The organism is Sinorhizobium sojae CCBAU 05684 (assembly GCF_002288525.1).
Classification (GTDB): domain Bacteria; phylum Pseudomonadota; class Alphaproteobacteria; order Rhizobiales; family Rhizobiaceae; genus Sinorhizobium; species Sinorhizobium sojae.
Genome location: NZ_CP023067.1, coordinates 1 through 18,367, shown reverse-complemented (window position 1 = coordinate 18,367; position 18,367 = coordinate 1). Strand labels below are relative to the sequence as shown.

The following is an 18,367-nucleotide window of genomic DNA, read 5'->3' as shown; positions in this document are numbered from 1 at the left end:
GCAAAGCCGTTTCCGATTTGCGAAGATCGCGTGAAAGCGGGACGAGGTAAGGCGTGTTCAACTTTCCACCCCTGCCCCGCGAGCAAAAAGGGAGGCGATGGTCATGGAGATGACAGGAGAGGAACGTATTGCGGCCAGCCGCGAGACCGTGTGGCGAGGCTTGAACGACCCGGATATTCTGAAGCGGTGCATTCCGGGCTGCCAGTCGCTCGAAATGAAATCGCCGACGGAACTCGCCGCCATCGTCAAAGTCAAAATCGGCCCCGTCTCGGCGACGTTCAATGGCCATGTCACGCTCTCCAATCTGAACCCGCCCCTGAGCTATAGGATATCAGGCGAAGGCAAGGGCGGCATGGCCGGCTTTGCTAAGGGGGGTGCCGATGTCACGCTCAATGAGGAAAACGACGAGACGGTGCTGCGTTATGACGTCAAGGCCGAGGTCGGCGGCAAGCTCGCCCAACTCGGATCGCGGCTGATCGATTCGACAGCCAAGAAACTCGCGCAGCAGTTCTTCACGAATCTCAACGTGGCCGTCAGCGACCCGAGCGAAGCGGCGGGCTGACGCGCCACAGCCATGCAGCAGTTCAAAATGTACAGCGGGGCGGCGCTCAGTTCTGCGGCGCCGGCAGCGTCGTCTGCGCCAGTTTTTCGGCCTCGCTGCGCTGCTTTTCGGCCTCTCTATGCCACTTTTGGGCCTCATTGGCCTCGTTGCGCGCGCGACGGCGGTGTTTCCCCTGGGTGAACCAGGTGACGGCGGCCCCGAGGATCAGACCGACAATGGCGGCGAGAAACAGGAACACGAAAAAGGGAGCTGAGACGGAAAGCACGCTGTCGGCCGGATCGAACGGATTGAGTGCCAAGGTCACAGTCTGGCGGTTGGCGACGCTCAGGATGACGAGAATGACCCCCAAAGGCACGAAAACGACGATGTTGATGAGTTTCTTGAGCATTCACCCGCTCCGACTCGATTGCGATTAGATGGAGCATGCCGGCGGACCGCGGCACGCAGTTTTGCCTCAGCCCCGCTTCTTGAGCGCTGCTTAACACGCAAGACGCGCAGGATCGCTCGTCAAGCCTCGTCCTTGCCGTTCATTCCGGGGTTGAGCCGCTCGCGCAGCTCCTTGCCGGTCTTGAAGAAGGGCACCCACTTTTCCTCGACGAAAACGGCATCGCCGGTGCGCGGGTTGCGGCCCGAACGGGACGGGCGGTTCTTGACCGAGAAAGCGCCGAAGCCGCGCAGCTCGACGCGGTTGCCGGCGGCAAGCGCATCCGTGATCTCGTCGAGGACCGCATTGACGATGTTTTCGACGTCGCGATGATAGAGATGCGGATTGCGCGCAGCCACAATCTGCACCAGTTCTGACTTGATCACTGTCGCCCCCTTCGTCTTTTTGCTTGTTCTGTCCGATTGGTGCCGTTCGAAGGCCCGGTCCAACCTGCGGGATACAGCCCCCCTCGCGCAGGCCAGCATATTTCGCCTTCCTCATTGAGCTTCAACCTGCCAAACCGAAACAAGACCGTCAAGAAACAACTTGTCTCCGCCGAGCTTTTCGAGGCCGTTCATCGCCGGAAAAGCCTCATATCCCAATATCTTGAGGAGATCGGTGGCGAGTCCCGCGAGCCCGAACGAGAAGGTGCCGCCCGGCGCTCGCCAATCGACGACGGGCAGATCCTCCGACACCTTGCGCTCGGCCAGGAAGGCCCTGATCTCTTCATCCCCGCCGATCTCGTCGACAAGCTTGTACTCAAGCGCCTGCCGGCCCGTGAATATGCGGCCATCCGCAAGCGCGAACGCTTCCGGTCGCGACAGCTGGCGCCGTTCGGCGACCAGATCGACGAACCAGTCGTAGCTGTCGTTGATCATCCTCTGGATCATCGCCCTCGCCTCGTCGCTCGGCGGATGGAACGGAGACGGTTCGGCCTTGAGCGGACGTGATTTGATCGACTCCAGCGATACGCCGAGCTTGTCCATCAGCTCCATGATCTGCGGATATTGGAAGATGACGCCGATCGAGCCGGTGATCGAGGTCTCGCCGGCGACTATACGATCGCCGGCGAGCGCGATCATGTAGCCGGCGGAAGCGGCCAGCGTCCTGAGATCGGAGACCACCGGCTTTTTGGCCGCGACCTTGCGGATGGCCCGGTAGATCACTTCACCGCCATAGGTGGTGCCGCCCGGCGATGAAATCGTGACGATCAGGGCCTTGGCGGATTTGCTGTCGGCGATCCTCTCGAGACGCTCGACCAGTTCCCGGTCGTCCTGGATGACGCCCGTTATGGTAACGCGTGCCACGTGGTCGCGGGCGCGCCCCCCCGTCTCGCCCAGACCGGAATAGGTAAACAGCGCAAAGCCGACGAACAGAAGAACGATGGCGGTCGCCCAGCGCCAGAAGCTCAGCTTTCGTCGCAGGCGGCGGCGATCGGCGATGGCGAGTTCGTCCATATCTATCTCCCGATTTCCTCTGCAAGGGTTCTGTCAGTTTCCTCAGTAACATGCTATCTGCGCGAACCGCGACAGGCTAGATGCCTGCTGTCGGCGGCACTTGCAAGCCCGGCCGGCGCTTCGCGCGGCGTTTCAAAGTTTTTGTCGCTCCATTGCCGGACAGCAACAAAAGAACCATATTCGCCGTGACTTACGACACTGAATAAAAGCGGGTCACTGGGGCATTGCCGAGACCCAATGGAGTTTGACGGCCTTTCATGCTGAACGAAGCGCGATTTCCCGAAATCTTCGGCAATTCGGGCGCAGCCACCGGCGATGCCTATGCATCGGCGGCGCGGCACTCCGCGCGTGTGCGGCGACTGAAGATCGTTCTGCCGCTCCTCGCCGGTGCCATCGCCCTGATCTTCATGGCGGTTTCCTTCGTGCGCGCTTTTCTGCCCGAGGAATTGACGCTCGATACCGCAACGATAGAGGACGGCAAGATCGTCATGCAGAATCCGGCGATCTCCGGCCGTAACAAGCAGGGCATCAGCTATTCGATGAAGGCTCAGCGCGCGCTCCAGGACATCGAGAACCCGGATCTCATCACGCTCCAGAACATTCACGCCGCCATGCCGGTCAACGACACGCTGATCGCGACCGTCGACGCGAGAAGCGGCATATACGACCGGGGCGCGAACACGCTCGACATGAACGCACCCTTCACCATTTCCCTGAATAATGGCGTCAATGCCGATTTCCAGTCGGCCTATCTGGACATCAATGCCGGTGAGATGGAATCGAAACGGCCGATCGCGATCAGCATGAACGGTGGATCGATCATTGCGCAGACGCTGAGAATGACAGATAAGGGTCGTATCGTAACATTCGAGGGCATGGTACGGGTCAACGTCGAACCCAGCGCCATCCGCAAGAACGCAAATAAATAGGACCGGGTGCTCCCATGTCGGCGAGATCTACCGTTTTCTTCAAGCTTTCCGCCGGTCTCGCGGCTGCCGCCATCGGCGCCTTGGCGATCGTCTCCGGCGCAGCTGCCCAGGCCACGTCCAGCCAGATGCGGGGCATGCAGCTGTCCAACGACCAGCCGATCCAGATCGAGAGTGACAAGCTCGAGATCAAGGATCCGGAGAGCAAGGCGATCTTTACCGGCAATGTGAAGGTCGTTCAGGGCACGACGACACTGCAGGCCGGCAGCATGACCGTTTTCTACAAGGCTGAAGGCGGTGCCACTGTCACGAGCGGCAATGCCGATATAGACCGGATCGAGGTGAGCGACCGCGTATTTCTCAGTTCCGGCACGCAGCAGGCGACGGGCGACAGCGGCTCTGTCAACCTCACGACGCAAGAACTGGTGCTCAAGGGCGATCGAGTGGTGCTGTCTGAGGGTAAGAACGTCTTCGTCGGCTGCCAGCTGAACGTGCAGATGGATACGGGTGAGGCTCAGCTCGAGGCCTGCGGAGGCCGCGTGCAGATTCAGCTCGACCCGCAGTCCCGCAAGCAGAATTGATATAGACCCGCTCGTGCAGTTCCCCTTTTTTCACAAACGCAAACGGGCAAAGAAGCCGTCGGCGGCAACCGTAGCTGCGCGGACGGTCGATAAGGCGCGCTATGAGGGCACACTGATCGCCCGCGGCCTGACCAAGTCCTATCGCTCGCGCCGTGTCGTCAACGGCGTTTCGCTCGTCGTGCGCCGCGGCGAGGCGGTTGGTCTGCTCGGGCCAAACGGCGCTGGCAAGACCACGTGCTTCTACATGATAACCGGGCTCGTACCCGTCGACGAAGGCTCGATCGAGATCAACGGCAATAACGTCACGAGCATGCCGATGTATCGCCGCGCGCGCCTTGGCGTCGGCTACCTGCCGCAGGAGGCTTCGATCTTTCGCGGGCTGACGGTCGAGGAGAACATCCGCGCCGTGCTCGAGGTCCATGACAAGAATGTCGACCGCCGCGAGGAGAAGCTCGACGAACTACTTGGTGAATTTTCGATCACGCACCTGCGCAAATCGCCGGCGATTGCGCTTTCCGGCGGCGAAAGGCGGCGCCTGGAAATCGCCCGCGCGCTTGCGACGGATCCGACCTTCATGCTGCTCGACGAGCCCTTCGCCGGCGTCGATCCGATTTCGGTCGCCGACATCCAGGCCCTTGTGCGCCATCTCACCTCGCGCGGCATCGGCGTTCTCATCACCGACCACAATGTGCGGGAAACGCTTGGGCTGATCGACCGCGCTTACATCATCCATGCGGGCGAAGTGCTGACGCATGGCCGGGCCAACGACATCGTCACCAATCCGGACGTGCGCAGGCTGTATCTCGGCGACAATTTCAGCCTCTGATCCCCGCGGACGACGATTTCGGCCGCCCTAGGCGCCGCGGCGCTTGACCAAATCCAAGTATTAAGCAATTTTTGGGCCAAACGATAATGGCCCGTCCGGAGAAGACATGGGCCCTGGAAAATTGACGGGAGCAGCGCGTCAGCATGGCCTTGTCCGCCAGCCTACATTTGCGGCAGTCTCAGTCGCTGGTCATGACGCCGCAACTGATGCAGTCGATCCAACTGCTTCAGATGACGCATCTTGAGCTGACGCAATTCATCGCCCAGGAAGTCGAGAAGAATCCGCTGCTTGAATTTCAGGCCGGCGAGGAAGCGCTCGTCGACCAGGACCGCGGCGAGGCCGCGTCGCCTGCCGCCGACCGCTCTGACGGTTTCGAAGAAGAAGCAACGGGCCAGGCAGACCTCTACGACAGCGCCACCTCACGCTCGAGCGAGAGGCTCAGCGTCGAGCTCGACTCCGATTTCGCCAATGTTTTTCCAGACGACACGGTGGCGCAGCGCGCCGACGCTCCGGAACTGCTCGGCCAATGGAAATCGATGCCAGGGGCGGGCGACGGCGACAATGGCGAAGGATACGACCTTGACGATTTCGTCGCGGGCCGGGCGACTTTGCGGCAAACCCTCCTCGAACAGCTTCCTTTTGCGCTGAGCGCGCCCGGCGACCGCCTGATCGCCCAGCATCTCATCGACCAGCTCGACGAAGCGGGCTATCTGCATGCCGATCTGGCAGAGACTGCGACGAGGCTCGGCGCAATGACAGAGGACGTTACACGCGTCCTTCTTGCGCTACAGCAACTGGACCCGCCCGGCGTCTTCGCGCGTTCGCTCAGCGAATGCCTTGCCATCCAATTGCGGGCGCGCAACCGTCTCGATCCGGCCATGGAAGCGCTGATCGCCAATCTCGAACTTCTGGCGCGCCGCGACTTCGCAAGCCTCAAGAAGCTCTGCGGGGTCGACGAGGAGGATCTCGTCGACATGCTCGCCGAAATCCGCAAACTCGACCCGAAGCCGGGCACGGGCTTCGAGACGGGCATCACCGAAGCGATCATCCCTGATGTCGTCGTGCGCGCCTCCCCTGACGGCGGCTGGCTGGTCGAACTCAATCCCGACGCATTACCGCGCGTTCTCGTAAATCACGACTATTTTGCCAAAATCTCGCGCGGAAGCCTGAAAAACAGCGCCGAACAGGCCTTTCTCAGCGAATGCCTGCAGAACGCTAATTGGCTGACGCGCAGCCTCGACCAGCGAGCGCGGACGATCATAAAGGTGGCGAGCGAGATCGTTCGGCAGCAGGACTCTTTCCTTCTGAACGGCGTCGATCACCTGCGGCCGATGAACCTCAGGATAGTCGCCGACGCAATCAAGATGCATGAATCGACGGTGAGTCGCGTCACCTCGAACAAGTACGTGCTGACTCCGCGCGGCCTGTTCGAATTGAAGTATTTCTTCACCGTCTCCATCGGTTCGGCGGAAAACGGCGACGCCCACTCGGCGGAGTCGGTTCGCCATCGCATCCGCACAATGATCAACGAGGAAAGCGCCGACGCCGTGCTTTCGGACGACGATATCGTCGATCTGCTCAAGAAGACCGGCGTGGACATCGCGCGCCGGACCGTTGCCAAATATCGCGAGTCGATGAATATCCCCTCTTCCGTGCAGCGGCGGCGCGAAAAGCGCGCGCTCGCCAAGGCCGCCGGCTTCTGACCCGTGCATTACGCACTACATTCGGCGCCAAATCGTACTCAAAAGTAATCAGTCATTTGCAACCGACACATGGAACCGCAAGCGCTCCTTCACCGTTTATTTTCGCGGTCGCGATTGACTCCCTGCGTCGCAGCGGATATGAGGCCGCCGCAATTTCCGGAGAACACCAACCGCACTCCGGAAAGCCCATCGTGCTCGCTGAAATGCTTGGATGACGAAGACGGTTGGAATAGACTGGATACGCAATTCACGAACGAGAGAGGAAACTCCATGAGTGTGCGTGTATCCGGAAAACATATGGAAATAGGCGATTCGTTTCGCTCGCGCATTGGCGAGCAGATACGCCAGGCCGTCACCAAATATTTCGACGGAGGATATTCGAGCCAGGTCACTGTGGAAAAATCCGGGTCGCGCTTCAGCGCCGACTGCAAACTTCATCTCGATACAGGCGTGATATTGCAGGCGAACGGCCAGGCGAACGAGCCACAGGCGGCTTTCGATGCGGCTTCGGAGCGCATCGAAAAACGGCTTCGCCGCTACAAGCGTAAGCTCAAGGATCACCACAACGGCAACGGCCAGGCAGAGATTGCCTATCGGGTGATGGACTCGGTGCCGTTTGAAGACGAGGAAGTTCCCGAGGACTACGCGCCGACGATCGTTGCCGAAAGCATGAAGCAACTGAGAACGATGACCGTCGCTAATGCCGTCATGGCACTCGATATGACGGACGAACCGGTGCTGATGTTCCGCAGCCCCGGAAAGGAAGACCTGAATATCGTCTATCGCAGGAACGATGGAAATATTGGCTGGATCGACGCAGCCAATATCAAGGCATGAGCAGGGCGGGACGGCCGGGCGAACCGGCCTTCCCGCCGAAAGCGCCGACGGTGTGGTGGAAAAGAGTTACTTTTCTGTGAATGGGACCCGCCGGGACAAAGATGGTTAGAGCCATTGCTGCACATTTGTGATGAAGTTGCCTGGCTCTACCGGCGAATGAGGACAGAAGAATGGCATTGGCAGGCTTGCTGCATCAAAATGCGATCATCCCGGCCATGAGGGCCAACTCGAAAAAGCAACTCCTCCAGGAATTGGCGGCCAAAGCATCCAAACTCACCGGTCTTCCCGAGCGGGAAATTTTCGATGTAATCCTGCAGCGGGAGCGGCTCGGCTCTACGGGCGTGGGCAACGGCATCGCCATTCCGCATGGAAAGCTTGCCGATCTCTCCTCGCTCGTCGGCATTTTCGCCCGGCTCGAGACGCCGGTCGATTTCGAGGCGCTCGACGACCAGCCCGTCGATCTCGTGTTCCTGCTGCTTGCGCCGGAGGGCGCCGGCGCCGACCACCTGAAGGCGCTATCGCGCATTGCACGCGTGCTGCGCGACCATGACATGGTCACACGGCTGCGGGCGAGCGATTCCGCAAGCGCCATCTACACGCTTCTCAACGAGGACACGACCTCGCACGCCGCCTGAGGCCGCCACGGGCAAAGCCTGTACCGCGACCAACACGCTCCCGTTGGCGGCAATAGCGGCAAATCTCTTCCCGACGTTCCGCAATTGGATGAGGCGGGCTGAGCGCGCATCGCCCTGACATGGCTCTCCCGAGGCACTGCGACGCATGAGACGAAAAGCGCCGCGCATCCGGGATGCGCGGCGCTTCGAAGTCTTGAAGTCTGGCCCTTCAGCCGCGCTCTTTCCAGCACGCGTTGCAGCGTCATGCGTCCTTCGTTAGGCCGCCGGCGTCTCGTTTTCGCTCGGAGCCACCTTCGGACCGCCCTTGGCGACGCCGACCATTGCGGGACGGAGCACGCGTTCGCCGATCGTGTAGCCCGCCTGGACGACCTGCACGACGGTGTTGTTCGGAACCTCGGTATTGGGGACCTCGAACATCGCCTGGTGGAAATTCGGATCGAACTTCTGCCCGGTGGGATCGAGCCTCTTCACGCCATGGCGCTCAAGCGCGGCCAGCATGGAGCGCTCGGTCATCTCGACGCCCTCGATCAGCGCGGCAAGGCCCGCATCCGCCGATTCCCTTGCATCCGCGGGAATGGCGTCGAGGGCGCGGCGGAGATTGTCGGACACGGCCAGCATGTCGCGCGCGAAGCCCGCGACAGAATAGGACTTGGCATCCCTGACATCACGCTCGGTTCGCCTGCGCAGATTGTCCATCTCGGCGGCAAGACGAAGATACTTGTCACGTAGCTCCGCATTCTCCGCCTTGGCGAGCTCCAGCGGATCTGGCGCGGCCGCTGCTTCCGGTTTTTCCGTCGCTTCCGGCTCAGCGGCCTTCACGTTTTCATCCGGCGCCTCGGCCCCAGATCCGTACTTGTTCGTTTCGTCGGTCATGACGTTCTCCGAATTTCTTCTCTTGTCATCTCTTCGGCATCATCAAACCAGCGGAAATCGCTCTGCTTGAACGTTCTGAAACGCTGCATGATTTGTCCTCAAATCAAGAATCCGTCTAAGGATGATGCAGTGGGTTCGAAGCCGATATCGAGGTTTGAGCCCGAAAAATCAAGGGTCCAATTGGCTGATCGAGCAACGCACAGGTTCAGCGAGACAGCCGCGACATCAGTTGCGCCGTGTAATCCACCATGGGGACGATGCGCGAATAGTTGAGCCTTGTCGGCCCGATAACGCCGACCGCGCCGACGATGCGGTCGTCTCCGTCGCGATAGGGCGCGACGATCAGCGACGATCCGGAAAGCGAGAAAAGCTTGTTCTCCGAGCCTATGAAGATGCGCACGCCCGGACCGCTTTCGGCGAGCTCGAGCAGTTCGATCAGGCTGTCCTTCTTTTCGAGGTCGTCGAACAGCATGCGCAGCCGGTCGATGTCCTCGCCGCCTTCCACACCCTCGAGCAGATTGGCACGCCCGCGCACGATGAGGCGCGCCGGCTTACCGTCACCCTCGCTGCCCGACCAGATCGCCAGCCCGCGTTCGACCAGATCCTGCGACAGCGCATCGAGCTCGCCGCGCACCGTCTCCTTGAGCTTTTCCAACTGCGATCGCAATTCGGGGATGGTCTGGCCGGCAAGATGGGCATTGACGAAGTTTGCGGCTTCGGTGAGTTGCGCGCTCGTGATCCCGGCCGGCAGTTCAACGATCCGGTTCTCCACCTGGTCGTGCTCGCCGACGAGGACGGCGAGCGCCTTGGTCGGCGCCAGGCGGATGAATTCGACGTGCTTCAGCACCGGATCGCTCTTCGTCGTGATCACGAGCCCAGCGCCGCGGGACATGCCGGAGAGCATCTGGCTCGCTTCCGTAAGCAGGCTCTCCACCGGCTGGTCGCGGTCGCCCGGGCGCACCTGCCGCTCGATCGAGGCTTGGTCTTCCGGGGAGAGCCTGCCGACCTGCATGAAGGCATCGACGAAGAAGCGTAAGCCCGTCTGGGTCGGCAGCCGTCCGGCGCTGACATGAGGCGAATAGATGAGTCCGAGATCCTCGAGATCGCTCATGACGTTGCGCACGGAAGCCGGCGAGAGCGACATCGGCAGAAGCCGCGACAGATTGCGTGAACCGAGCGGTTCGCCGCTTTCGAGATAAGTCTCCACGATGCGGCGGAAAATCTCGCCGGAGCGTTCGTCCAGCGTCGATGCGATCCCCTTCTTTTCAGGGTTGCGCTGTACCATGTCACTCCGTGTAGCAGTCATTGGTTTCCGTGCGAATATAGTGATGCTCCGATCCGATGGCAAAAGGGAAAAATCGCCTCGCTTCCCCGACATCAACCGGTTCCCTTTGACCGCGCCATGATCTAGAAGGCTGAGCAAGGTAGTACAGGAGCAAGAGATGCGGCCATCCGGCAGACGAACCGACCAAATGCGCAAGGTTTCCTTCGAGCGCAATTTTTCCAAGCATGCGGAGGGCTCGTGCCTCGTGCGTTTCGGCGACACGCATGTCCTGTGTACGGCAAGCCTCGAAGATAAGGTTCCCGCCTGGTTGCGCAATGGCGGCAAGGGGTGGATCACGGCGGAATACGGCATGCTGCCGCGGGCGACCGGCGAGCGCATGAAGCGCGAAGCGGCGGCCGGCAAGCAGAGCGGCCGCACGCAGGAGATCCAGCGCCTGATCGGCCGGTCGCTTCGCGCGGTGGTCGACCTGCCGGCCCTTGGCGAGCGCCAGATTTCGATCGACTGCGACGTTATCCAAGCGGATGGCGGCACGCGGACTGCTTCGATCACCGGCGCCTGGATCGCGCTGCACGACTGTCTGAGGTGGATGGAAGCGCGCAACATGATCAAGGTGGAGAAGGTTCTGAAGGACCATGTCGCCGCCATATCCTGCGGCATCTTCGCCAACCAGCCGGTCATCGATCTCGATTACATCGAGGACTCGGCTGCCGAAACCGACGCCAATTTCGTGATGACCGGCGGCGGCGGCCTGGTCGAGATCCAGGGAACGGCCGAGGGCAAGCCCTTCACCGAGGAAGAGTTCGCTACTCTGATGCGGCTTGCAAAAGACGGCATTGCCGAGCTCGTAGGGCTGCAGAAACAGGCGATCGCCGGCTGAGGATCAGGTCCAGCGCCTCGCGTCTTATCAGACGCGGAAAGGTCGCTGTAGCACTTTGAATTGCTGCATGTCGTGCTTAAATCGAGGTCGATTTAGGGAGACATGCAATAGCCGTGCATTGATGAGGAGGCGTGTCATTGGCTCCAGCGCTCGAAGGTATTCTCGAAACCGCACTCTACGCAGACGATCTCGACAGCGCGGAGGCCTTCTACGGTACCATCCTCGGGCTTGAGCGCATCACCCGTGTCGGCAACCGCCATGTGTTCTTCCGCTGCGGCGACGGAGTGCTCTTGATCTTCAATCCGACGGAGACCGTAAAGCCGCCCGCCGAGGGCGCGCTTCCCGTGCCGCCGCACGGCGCGAAGGGCAACGGCCACATGTGCTTCCGTGTCGCGCCGCAAGCGCTCGACGCCTGGAAGGCGACGCTCGAGTCAGTCGGTATCGCAATCGAAGCGGATATCCGCTGGCCGAACGGCGCTCGCTCATTTTATTTCCGCGATCCGGCCGGCAATAGCCTCGAATGCGCGGAACCTGGCCTCTGGGCCAGAAATTGACCCGAACGGAAGTGAACAGCATGCGCAAACTGGTTGACAAGACCCTTGTGGTCGCGAGCCACAATGCCGGCAAGATCCGCGAAATCCGCGATTTGATCGGTCCCCTCGGCTTCGAGGCGAAATCGGCAGCCGACCTCAATTTCGTCGAGCCCAAGGAAACCGGCACGACGTTCGAGGAAAATGCGACGATCAAGGCACTCGCCTCGGCGAAAGCCTCGGGCCTGCCGGCGCTGTCGGACGATTCCGGCCTCGTCATCGACTCCCTTGGCGGGGCGCCCGGCGTCTATACCGCCAATTGGGCCGAACGCGAAGACGGCAGCCGCGACTTTGCAATGGCGATGGAGAAAGTCGAGAAGGCGCTTCGGGAAAAAGGTGCGACAGAGCCCGAAAGCCGCACAGCGCGCTTCGTATCCGTGCTCTGCCTGGCCTGGCCGGACGGACATGTCGAGCTCTTCCGCGGTGAGGTGGAGGGCCGTGTCGTCTGGCCGCCCCGCGGGGCGAGCGGCTTCGGCTATGATCCGGTCTTCCAGCCGAAGGGCTTCGATACCACCTTCGGGGAGATGAGCGCGGAAGAGAAGCACGGCTGGAATCCGGGCGACGCCGAGGCATTGTCGCACCGCGCCCGCGCCTTCAAGCTATTTGCCGAGACCTGCCTCGGCGCCTGAGATGAAAACGATGCAAGCGGCTCCGCTCTCGGCGATCGGTGATGGCATGGACCCGGGATTCGGCGTCTATGTGCACTGGCCGTTTTGCGCGGCCAAATGCCCTTATTGCGACTTCAACAGCCATGTCCGCCACCAGCCGGTGGACCAGCAGCGCTTCGTCGCCGCCTTCCTTGAGGAAATGGCGGCTGTTCGAGCGCTTTCCGGTCCCAGGACCGTGACCAGCATCTTCATGGGCGGCGGCACGCCGTCATTGATGGAGCCGGCGACGGTCCAGGCGATCCTCGATGGCGTCGCCCGCAATTGGCACATGCCGGACGGCATCGAGATCACCATGGAAGCCAACCCTTCGAGCGTCGAGGCAACCCGCTTCCACGGCTATCGGGCGGCCGGCGTCAACCGCGTCTCGCTCGGCGTCCAGGCGCTGAACGACCGCGACCTGAAATTCCTCGGGCGGCTGCACAATGTCGAGGATGCGCTGAAGGCGGTAAGGCTCGCGCGCGAGATCTTCCCGCGCATGTCCTTCGACCTGATCTATGCTCGACCGAACCAGACGGTCACGGACTGGGAGCGCGAATTGAAGGAGGCCGTCTCCTACGCCGTCGATCACCTTTCGCTCTATCAGCTCACCATCGAGGAGGGCACACCCTTCTTCGGACTGCACAAGGCGGGCAAGCTGATCGTCCCGGACGGCGAGCAATCGGCCGTGCTTTACGAGGCGACGCAGGAGATCACTGCAGCGATCGGGATGCCGGCCTACGAGGTCTCCAACCATGCGCGGCCGGGCGCGGAAAGCCGCCACAATCTCACCTACTGGCGCTACGGTGACTATGCTGGAATCGGCCCCGGCGCTCATGGACGCCTCGCCGTCGGCACCGAAAAGATGGCGACGGCAACGGAGCGCAATCCCGAAGAATGGCTGAGGCGTGTCGAAGGACACGGCGACGGCATCGCCGAACGGGAACTGCTTGACCACGACGCGCAGGCCGACGAGTTGCTGCTCATGGGACTGAGGCTCCGGGAAGGCGTCGATCTCGCCCGCTGGCAGATGCTTTCCGGGCGGGATCCGGATCCCGCCCGCGAGCGGTTCCTGATCGAGCACGGCTTTATCGAGCGGCTCGGCAATTCGCGCCTGCGCTGCACACCGGCCGGCATGCTGATCCTGGATGCCGTGGTCGCCGACCTCGCCTGCTGACGGGGGGATCAGTGGTCCTTTTTCACCGGCGCGACGATGGCCCAACTGACGCCGAAGGGATCGCGAAGCTGGCCGTAATAGTCGCCCCAGAAGGCGATCTCCAGGGGCATCGTCACTTCCGCGCCGGCGGCAACTGCACGCTTCCACCAGAAATTGCCATCGTCGACGACGAGATGGAGGACGAAGCCTTCCGGCGGTTTCCAGGGATAGCCGTATTCCGGCAAGGGGTCATTCAGCATCAGCGCCCCGCCATTGATCGTCAGGTGGCAGTGGATAAGGCGCTTGCCGTCCCCGGCATATTTGCGGCCCTCCTCCCTGGCGCCGAAGGCGCGGCCATAGAATTCGGCGGCGGCATTCGCGTCCTGCGCAGTGAGATAGGCGATGACGCCGGCCATAGGCGGTTTCGAAGGCGCGTCCCATTCGACCGCGGAGCCTGGGTCGAGATCGACCGCCGCCTTCAGACTTCCGTCCATGTAGAACGGAACGGACTCGTGCTGATGTGCGATCTTCCACGCCCCATCAATGCGCTTAAGGCCCAGCGTCTGTCGGTACCAGAGCGTGGATTTTCCCCCGTCCCGGCTCTCGCCGGAAAGATGGGCCAGGCCCAAGGCAAAGGCGACATCGCCGCTCTCGACGATCTCGAGGTCCTGAAATTGATAGCCGAGCGGCCCGCTCCAGGTGGCAAACCAGCGCTCGAGCCCCTCGGCGCCTGTTTCCGGTGCCTTAAGCGGCGGCGCCAGCGAATAGATGAGGCAATCCTCGCTGCAATGGGCGAGAACGCAAACTGCATCCTTGCGGCAGATCGCCGACACCCAATCGTCGATGACCGCGCGAATCTCCGCGATGGCGGTTCTGCTCCCGATATCGGACATGGTTCTTCTCCTCGTCCTGATGAAAGCCGGAGTCGTGGCGAGCCGGCCCGGCCTCAAACTCTCGCAACGAGGGCCGCAAGCTGGTCGGCGCATTGACCCCAGCCCTCATGAAAGCCCATTTTTTCGTGCGCCTCCCGATCCGCAGCGCTCCAGTGGCGGGCACGGGCCGTGTAGCGGGTCTTGCCGCCTTCGTCCTCGAAGGTGAGGATCGCCGTCATGAAGGGCTTTTCAGAAGGCTTCCAGGCTTCCGTATAGGCGTCGGTGATGACGAGCTTCTCATTCGGCACGACCTCGAGATAGACGCCCTGATTGGGGTAGAGCTCGCCCTCCGGGGAGCGCATGACGAAACGGTTGGTGCCGCCCGGTCTGACATCGAGCTCCGCTTCCGTGATCGTCCACGGCAGGGGTGCGAACCACTGCTTCAAGAGATCGGCGTCGGTGAAGGCGCGATAGACCTTGTCGCGCGGCGCGTCGATCAACCGGATCAGCACCAGTTCGCGTTCGTCGGCGGGCTTCATGTCGGTCGCGGCAGTCATTTTCTATTCCTCCGGGCTGGTTTCGATCCAAGGACGAATGGACAGGCCGGCCCCCCGACAGGGGTGTGTGAATTTTATCGTTCTTTCTCCCGCCAGGGCGCTTACAGCGCGGCGCGTCCCACGGACGCGAAAGGGTCGCGGTAGAATTGCTGCTTTTTTCCTAAATCGGGAACGATTTACGGAGACATGCAGTGGCCGCATCGTCCGCCAAGTGGTCGAGCTGCTTGCGGATATAGGCAGCCTCGGCGGCATTGGTGGCAAGCGCAATCGCGCGGTCGAAGGCGACGCGAGCCTCGCGGTTTCGCCCTAATTGCTTGAGCAGCGCACCATGAAGGCCATGAAAATAGAAATAGCCGGAGAGCCTCTCAGCCAGAGGCTCGACCATCGTAAGTGCCGCCTCGGCACCCTCGCGCTTCGACACGGCGACCGCACGGTTGAGCGTGATAACCGGCGACGGCTGCAGCCGTTCGAGCGCCTGGTAGAGCAGATCGATCTCCTCCCAATCGGTCAGCTCCGGCCGCTCGGCGCGGGCATGGACGGCTGCGATCGCCGCCTGGATCTGGTACGGTCCGGGGCGGCGATGGCGCATCGCCTTGTCGATCATCGCCAGTGCTTCCGCGATCATCTGCCTGTTCCAGAGCCGACGGTCCTGGTCCTCCAGAAGAACGAGGGAACCATCGGCATCGAAGCGGGCGCGGCCACGCGAATGCTGAAGAAGAAGCAGCGCCGTTAGTCCCATGATCTCCGGCTCGGCGGGAAACAGCCGGAGCAGCAATCGCGACAATCGGATAGCCTCGTCGCAGAGATCGGCGGAGACCCCGTCCGGGCCGTTCATCGCCGAATAGCCTTCATTGAAGACGAGATAGATCATCGTTGCCACGGCCGCGAGCCGCTCGGCGCGGTCGGCGGCATCCGGCGTTTCGAAGGGAATGCCCGCGGCCGCGACACGCGCCTTGGCGCGGGTGATGCGCTGCTCCATCGCCGCCTCGCTGACGAGAAAGGCGCGGGCGATCTGTCTGACGGTAAGGCCGGAGACGATGCGAAGCGCAAGCGCGATCTGCTGGGTCGCCGGCAGGACCGGATTGCTGCAGACGAAGAGCAGCCGCAGGATGTCGTCGCGGTAGTGCGATCCGTCGAGGCGTTCGGCAAGCTCTTCTTCCCGGTCGCCGAGATCGGAGAGTTGCTCCTCCGGCGGTAATGCCGTCTCGCGCGCCTGGCGCCGGACCTTGTCGATGCCGCTGTTGCGGCCGACGAAGATCAGCCAGGCCGCCGGATCACGCGGCGGGCCATTCTTCGGCCAGGTCTTCAAGGCCCGGATGCACGCCTCCTGGAAGGCCTCCTCCGCAAAGTCGAGATTGCGGAAGTAGCGAAGCAGCGCCCCCATCGCCTGCGGGCGCGCGGAAGTGAGGGCGAGGTCGATCCAGGCCGTGTCCGTCATGATGGAAGCTCGCCGGGTTTGTAAAGAGCAAGGGGGCGGATCTCGTAGGAACCGGCGCTCGGATTGGCGCTACTCAAGTCGCGGGCGAAGGTGAGAGCCTCATCGAGCGACTCGCACTCGATCAAATAGAAGCCGAGCAGTTGCTCCTTGGTTTCGGCAAAGGGACCGTCCATCACGATCGTCTCGCCGGTCGTGTGGCGCAAGGTCGTCGCGGCCGTTGTCGGCAGCAGGCGCGCAACCGGCCCAAGCTTGCCGGCATCGACATACTTGCTCTGGACGGCGGTCAGATCGCGCATGACCCTGTCGTCCTCCTCCTTGCTCCAGGCACTGGTGACATTTTCATCGTTGTAGCAAAGCACCGCATAAAGCATCGAGAGTTCTCCGCTCTGGTCTGAAAGACGAATAGAACCCAGTGATAGCCGACAAGTGAGGTGAAAAAAAAGTCTGGAGCGCGCTCCGGGTGCAATTCCCTGCGAGACAGGTTGCCCCCGCCCCAAGCCCATGCCCAGCAAAAGGCCCGGCGAAACCGGGCCCTTGTAAATTGCGCTTACTTGTTGGAGCGGTATCCGCTCACATGCCCATGTTCTACTCGTTGATCAGCCGCTTCAAGAGTTCGATTTCGTGGCTGAGCTTCGTGTCGCCGGCAATCATCTCTTCGATCTTGCGCACCGCATGGAGCACGGTGGTGTGGTCGCGGCCACCGAAGCGGCGGCCGATCTCCGGGAAAGAGCGTGGCGTCAGCGTCTTCGACAGATACATGGCGATCTGACGCGGCTTGACGATCACGCGGGTGCGGCGGTTCGACACCAGTTCCTGGCGCGAAACATTGTAGTGCTTTGCGACGACGCGTTGAATGTCCTCGATGCGAACACGGCGCGGCTCGCCGGCATTGACCAAGTGACCGAGCAGTTCGTCGACGCGCTCGATCGAGAGCTGAGGCTCGAAGGAGCGGCGAAAGAGGAGCTGGTTGAAGGCGCCCTCGAGCTCGCGGCCGCTCGCGGTGATGTTGCGCGCGACGTGGCAGAGGATATCCTGGGGAATCTCGAGCGAGGCATCGTCCTGCCGCGCCGCCTCGAGGCGAAGCTTCAGCATCTCCAGCCGCATCTCGTAGTCCGGCCCTTCCATTTCGATCGCCACGCCACCCTGCAGGCGCGAGCGAACGCGGCTGTCGAGCGATTCCAGCTCCCACGGGGCCCGGTCGGCCGCCACGACCACCTGTTTGGCCGAGTCGAGCAGCATATTCAGGAGATGGCAGAATTCGTGCTGGATCGACTTGCCCTGCAGGAACTGCATGTCGTCGATGATCAGAAGATCAATGTTACGCAGCGATTCCTTTAGGGAAAGGGCGTCGTTGTCGCGGATCGCGGTTGCGAAACGCCACATGAAATATTCTGCCGTCAGGTAGACGACGCGCGGTGCGCGCGCGCTCTGCAGCGCCGCAAGCGCAATCGCCTGGAGGAGGTGCGTCTTGCCGAGACCAACGCTCGAATGGATGAACAGCGGATTGAAACGGACGGCACCGGCGCCGGCCTCCGCGATGGTGCGGGCGGCAGCAAGGGCAACCCGGTTCGACGCGCCCTCGACGAAACTGTCAAAACTGTAGCGTTGATCGAGGGGCGAACCGAAAAGCGGCGCCTGGGCGGACTTCGGCGCGGCGGCGACCGCCGCTGCGGCAGCGATGGCGACCGGCTGCGCCGACGCGGAACGACGGACCGGCGCCGGTGCCGGTTCGGCTGCGGCGGGCGCCGTTTCTTCATGAGCGGCCGAGCGCTGGCTGCGCGTTGCCGTGCGGACAAGAATTTCCACCTTCAGGATCTCGCCGTCTTCCTGCTTGAACAGGCTGGTGATGAGGTCGAGATAGCGGTTGTTGATCCAGGATTTAAGGAATGTCGTCGGCACCGACAGGCGCACGACGCTTTTCGATACGGAGTGAAGCTTGAGACGCCCAAACCAGCTGGCGAAGACGTCCGGACCGACCTGGGCTTTCAGACGCGCACTTACCCGCTCGAAGAGTGCGTCATGCCGCATGCCCTGTTTTTCCCCCGCCGCCTGAGACTGATTGCTTCCGGCCTGAATTCCTTCAGGTGCCGTCGCCAAATTCATCTGCATGTTGCCGCCTTCCAA

At 61.9% G+C, this 18,367-nt stretch carries 21 protein-coding genes; 11 read left to right on the top strand and 10 right to left on the bottom strand.

Annotation, left to right across the window (positions count from 1 at the left end):
* The first annotated feature begins 103 nt into the window (after positions 1-103).
* Positions 104-562, top strand: coding sequence for an SRPBCC family protein (locus tag SJ05684_RS00110; RefSeq protein ID WP_034853797.1), 459 nt, complete (start codon positions 104-106; stop codon positions 560-562).
* A gap of 46 nt (positions 563-608) precedes the next feature.
* On the opposite strand, the gene SJ05684_RS00105 is transcribed toward SJ05684_RS00110, so the two are convergent.
* The 3 genes from SJ05684_RS00105 to sppA all read right to left on the bottom strand — a co-directional run bounded on the left by SJ05684_RS00105 (position 609) and on the right by sppA (position 2,443).
* The gene (locus SJ05684_RS00105; protein WP_034853757.1) at positions 609-950 is read right to left on the bottom strand and encodes a LapA family protein; all 342 of its coding nucleotides are present in this window, start codon (positions 948-950) and stop codon (positions 609-611) included.
* A gap of 119 nt (positions 951-1,069) precedes the next feature.
* Positions 1,070-1,372: an integration host factor subunit beta gene (locus SJ05684_RS00100; RefSeq protein WP_034853796.1), complete on the bottom strand. Its 303-nt coding sequence runs from the start codon at positions 1,370-1,372 to the stop codon at positions 1,070-1,072.
* A 111-nt stretch (positions 1,373-1,483) separates the two neighbouring features.
* Entirely contained in the window at positions 1,484-2,443 is a 960-nt protein-coding gene (sppA, locus tag SJ05684_RS00095) for a signal peptide peptidase SppA (RefSeq protein WP_034853755.1), read from the bottom strand.
* Between the two features lie 257 nt (positions 2,444-2,700).
* Between sppA and lptC the strand changes: the two genes are divergently transcribed.
* From lptC to ptsN, 6 genes are all read left to right on the top strand, one after another.
* Positions 2,701-3,372 carry an LPS export ABC transporter periplasmic protein LptC gene (lptC, locus tag SJ05684_RS00090; RefSeq protein ID WP_034853753.1) on the top strand — a complete coding sequence of 224 codons (672 nt, stop codon included), beginning with the start codon at positions 2,701-2,703 and terminating at the stop codon, positions 3,370-3,372.
* A 14-nt stretch (positions 3,373-3,386) separates the two neighbouring features.
* Positions 3,387-3,950, top strand: a complete 564-nt coding sequence (locus SJ05684_RS00085; RefSeq protein ID WP_034853751.1) for an LptA/OstA family protein — start codon at positions 3,387-3,389, stop codon at positions 3,948-3,950.
* 13 nt (positions 3,951-3,963) lie between these two features.
* Complete coding sequence (lptB, locus tag SJ05684_RS00080) at positions 3,964-4,776, top strand: LPS export ABC transporter ATP-binding protein (protein ID WP_034853750.1); 813 nt, start codon at positions 3,964-3,966, stop codon at positions 4,774-4,776.
* 143 nt (positions 4,777-4,919) lie between these two features.
* Complete coding sequence (rpoN, locus tag SJ05684_RS00075; RefSeq protein WP_034853748.1) at positions 4,920-6,479, top strand: RNA polymerase factor sigma-54; 1,560 nt, start codon at positions 4,920-4,922, stop codon at positions 6,477-6,479.
* A gap of 270 nt (positions 6,480-6,749) precedes the next feature.
* A complete protein-coding gene (hpf, locus tag SJ05684_RS00070) occupies positions 6,750-7,316 on the top strand; it encodes a ribosome hibernation-promoting factor, HPF/YfiA family (RefSeq protein WP_095694177.1) in 567 nt (188 codons plus the stop codon).
* 170 nt (positions 7,317-7,486) lie between these two features.
* Positions 7,487-7,951 (top strand): PTS IIA-like nitrogen regulatory protein PtsN, encoded by a 465-nt coding sequence (gene ptsN, locus SJ05684_RS00065; RefSeq protein ID WP_034853725.1) that lies wholly within the window; start codon positions 7,487-7,489, stop codon positions 7,949-7,951.
* A gap of 255 nt (positions 7,952-8,206) precedes the next feature.
* Here ptsN and grpE read toward each other — a convergent pair whose 3' ends face one another.
* Both grpE and hrcA read right to left on the bottom strand, forming a co-directional pair.
* The gene (grpE, locus tag SJ05684_RS00060) at positions 8,207-8,824 is read right to left on the bottom strand and encodes a nucleotide exchange factor GrpE (protein ID WP_034853724.1); all 618 of its coding nucleotides are present in this window, start codon (positions 8,822-8,824) and stop codon (positions 8,207-8,209) included.
* A 205-nt stretch (positions 8,825-9,029) separates the two neighbouring features.
* The gene (gene hrcA, locus SJ05684_RS00055; RefSeq protein ID WP_095694176.1) at positions 9,030-10,109 is read right to left on the bottom strand and encodes a heat-inducible transcriptional repressor HrcA; all 1,080 of its coding nucleotides are present in this window, start codon (positions 10,107-10,109) and stop codon (positions 9,030-9,032) included.
* A 157-nt stretch (positions 10,110-10,266) separates the two neighbouring features.
* On the opposite strand from hrcA, the gene rph reads away from it, so the two are divergent.
* The 4 genes from rph (at position 10,267) to hemW (ending at position 13,397) form a co-directional block, all read left to right on the top strand.
* Positions 10,267-10,986: a ribonuclease PH gene (gene rph / locus SJ05684_RS00050; RefSeq protein ID WP_034853722.1), complete on the top strand. Its 720-nt coding sequence runs from the start codon at positions 10,267-10,269 to the stop codon at positions 10,984-10,986.
* A gap of 137 nt (positions 10,987-11,123) precedes the next feature.
* Entirely contained in the window at positions 11,124-11,540 is a 417-nt protein-coding gene (locus SJ05684_RS00040) for a VOC family protein (protein ID WP_034853721.1), read from the top strand.
* A 20-nt stretch (positions 11,541-11,560) separates the two neighbouring features.
* Entirely contained in the window at positions 11,561-12,205 is a 645-nt protein-coding gene (gene rdgB, locus SJ05684_RS00035; RefSeq protein ID WP_034853720.1) for an RdgB/HAM1 family non-canonical purine NTP pyrophosphatase, read from the top strand.
* A 10-nt stretch (positions 12,206-12,215) separates the two neighbouring features.
* Positions 12,216-13,397: a radical SAM family heme chaperone HemW gene (gene hemW / locus SJ05684_RS00030; protein ID WP_034853743.1), complete on the top strand. Its 1,182-nt coding sequence runs from the start codon at positions 12,216-12,218 to the stop codon at positions 13,395-13,397.
* Positions 13,398-13,405: 8 nt separating this feature from the next.
* Here the strand turns inward: hemW and SJ05684_RS00025 are convergent, their stop codons facing one another.
* The 5 genes from SJ05684_RS00025 to dnaA all read right to left on the bottom strand — a co-directional run bounded on the left by SJ05684_RS00025 (position 13,406) and on the right by dnaA (position 18,271).
* A complete protein-coding gene (locus SJ05684_RS00025; protein WP_034853719.1) occupies positions 13,406-14,269 on the bottom strand; it encodes a VOC family protein in 864 nt (287 codons plus the stop codon).
* A 53-nt stretch (positions 14,270-14,322) separates the two neighbouring features.
* Positions 14,323-14,805 (bottom strand): SRPBCC family protein, encoded by a 483-nt coding sequence (locus SJ05684_RS00020; RefSeq protein ID WP_034853718.1) that lies wholly within the window; start codon positions 14,803-14,805, stop codon positions 14,323-14,325.
* A gap of 160 nt (positions 14,806-14,965) precedes the next feature.
* The gene (locus SJ05684_RS00015; protein WP_034853717.1) at positions 14,966-16,243 is read right to left on the bottom strand and encodes an RNA polymerase sigma factor; all 1,278 of its coding nucleotides are present in this window, start codon (positions 16,241-16,243) and stop codon (positions 14,966-14,968) included.
* Complete coding sequence (locus SJ05684_RS00010) at positions 16,240-16,614, bottom strand: YciI family protein (protein ID WP_034853716.1); 375 nt, start codon at positions 16,612-16,614, stop codon at positions 16,240-16,242. Before SJ05684_RS00010 ends, SJ05684_RS00015 begins: the two co-directional genes overlap by 4 nt.
* Positions 16,615-16,828: 214 nt before the next feature.
* A complete protein-coding gene (dnaA, locus tag SJ05684_RS00005) occupies positions 16,829-18,271 on the bottom strand; it encodes a chromosomal replication initiator protein DnaA (protein ID WP_034853741.1) in 1,443 nt (480 codons plus the stop codon).
* Positions 18,272-18,367: the final 96 nt, after the last annotated feature.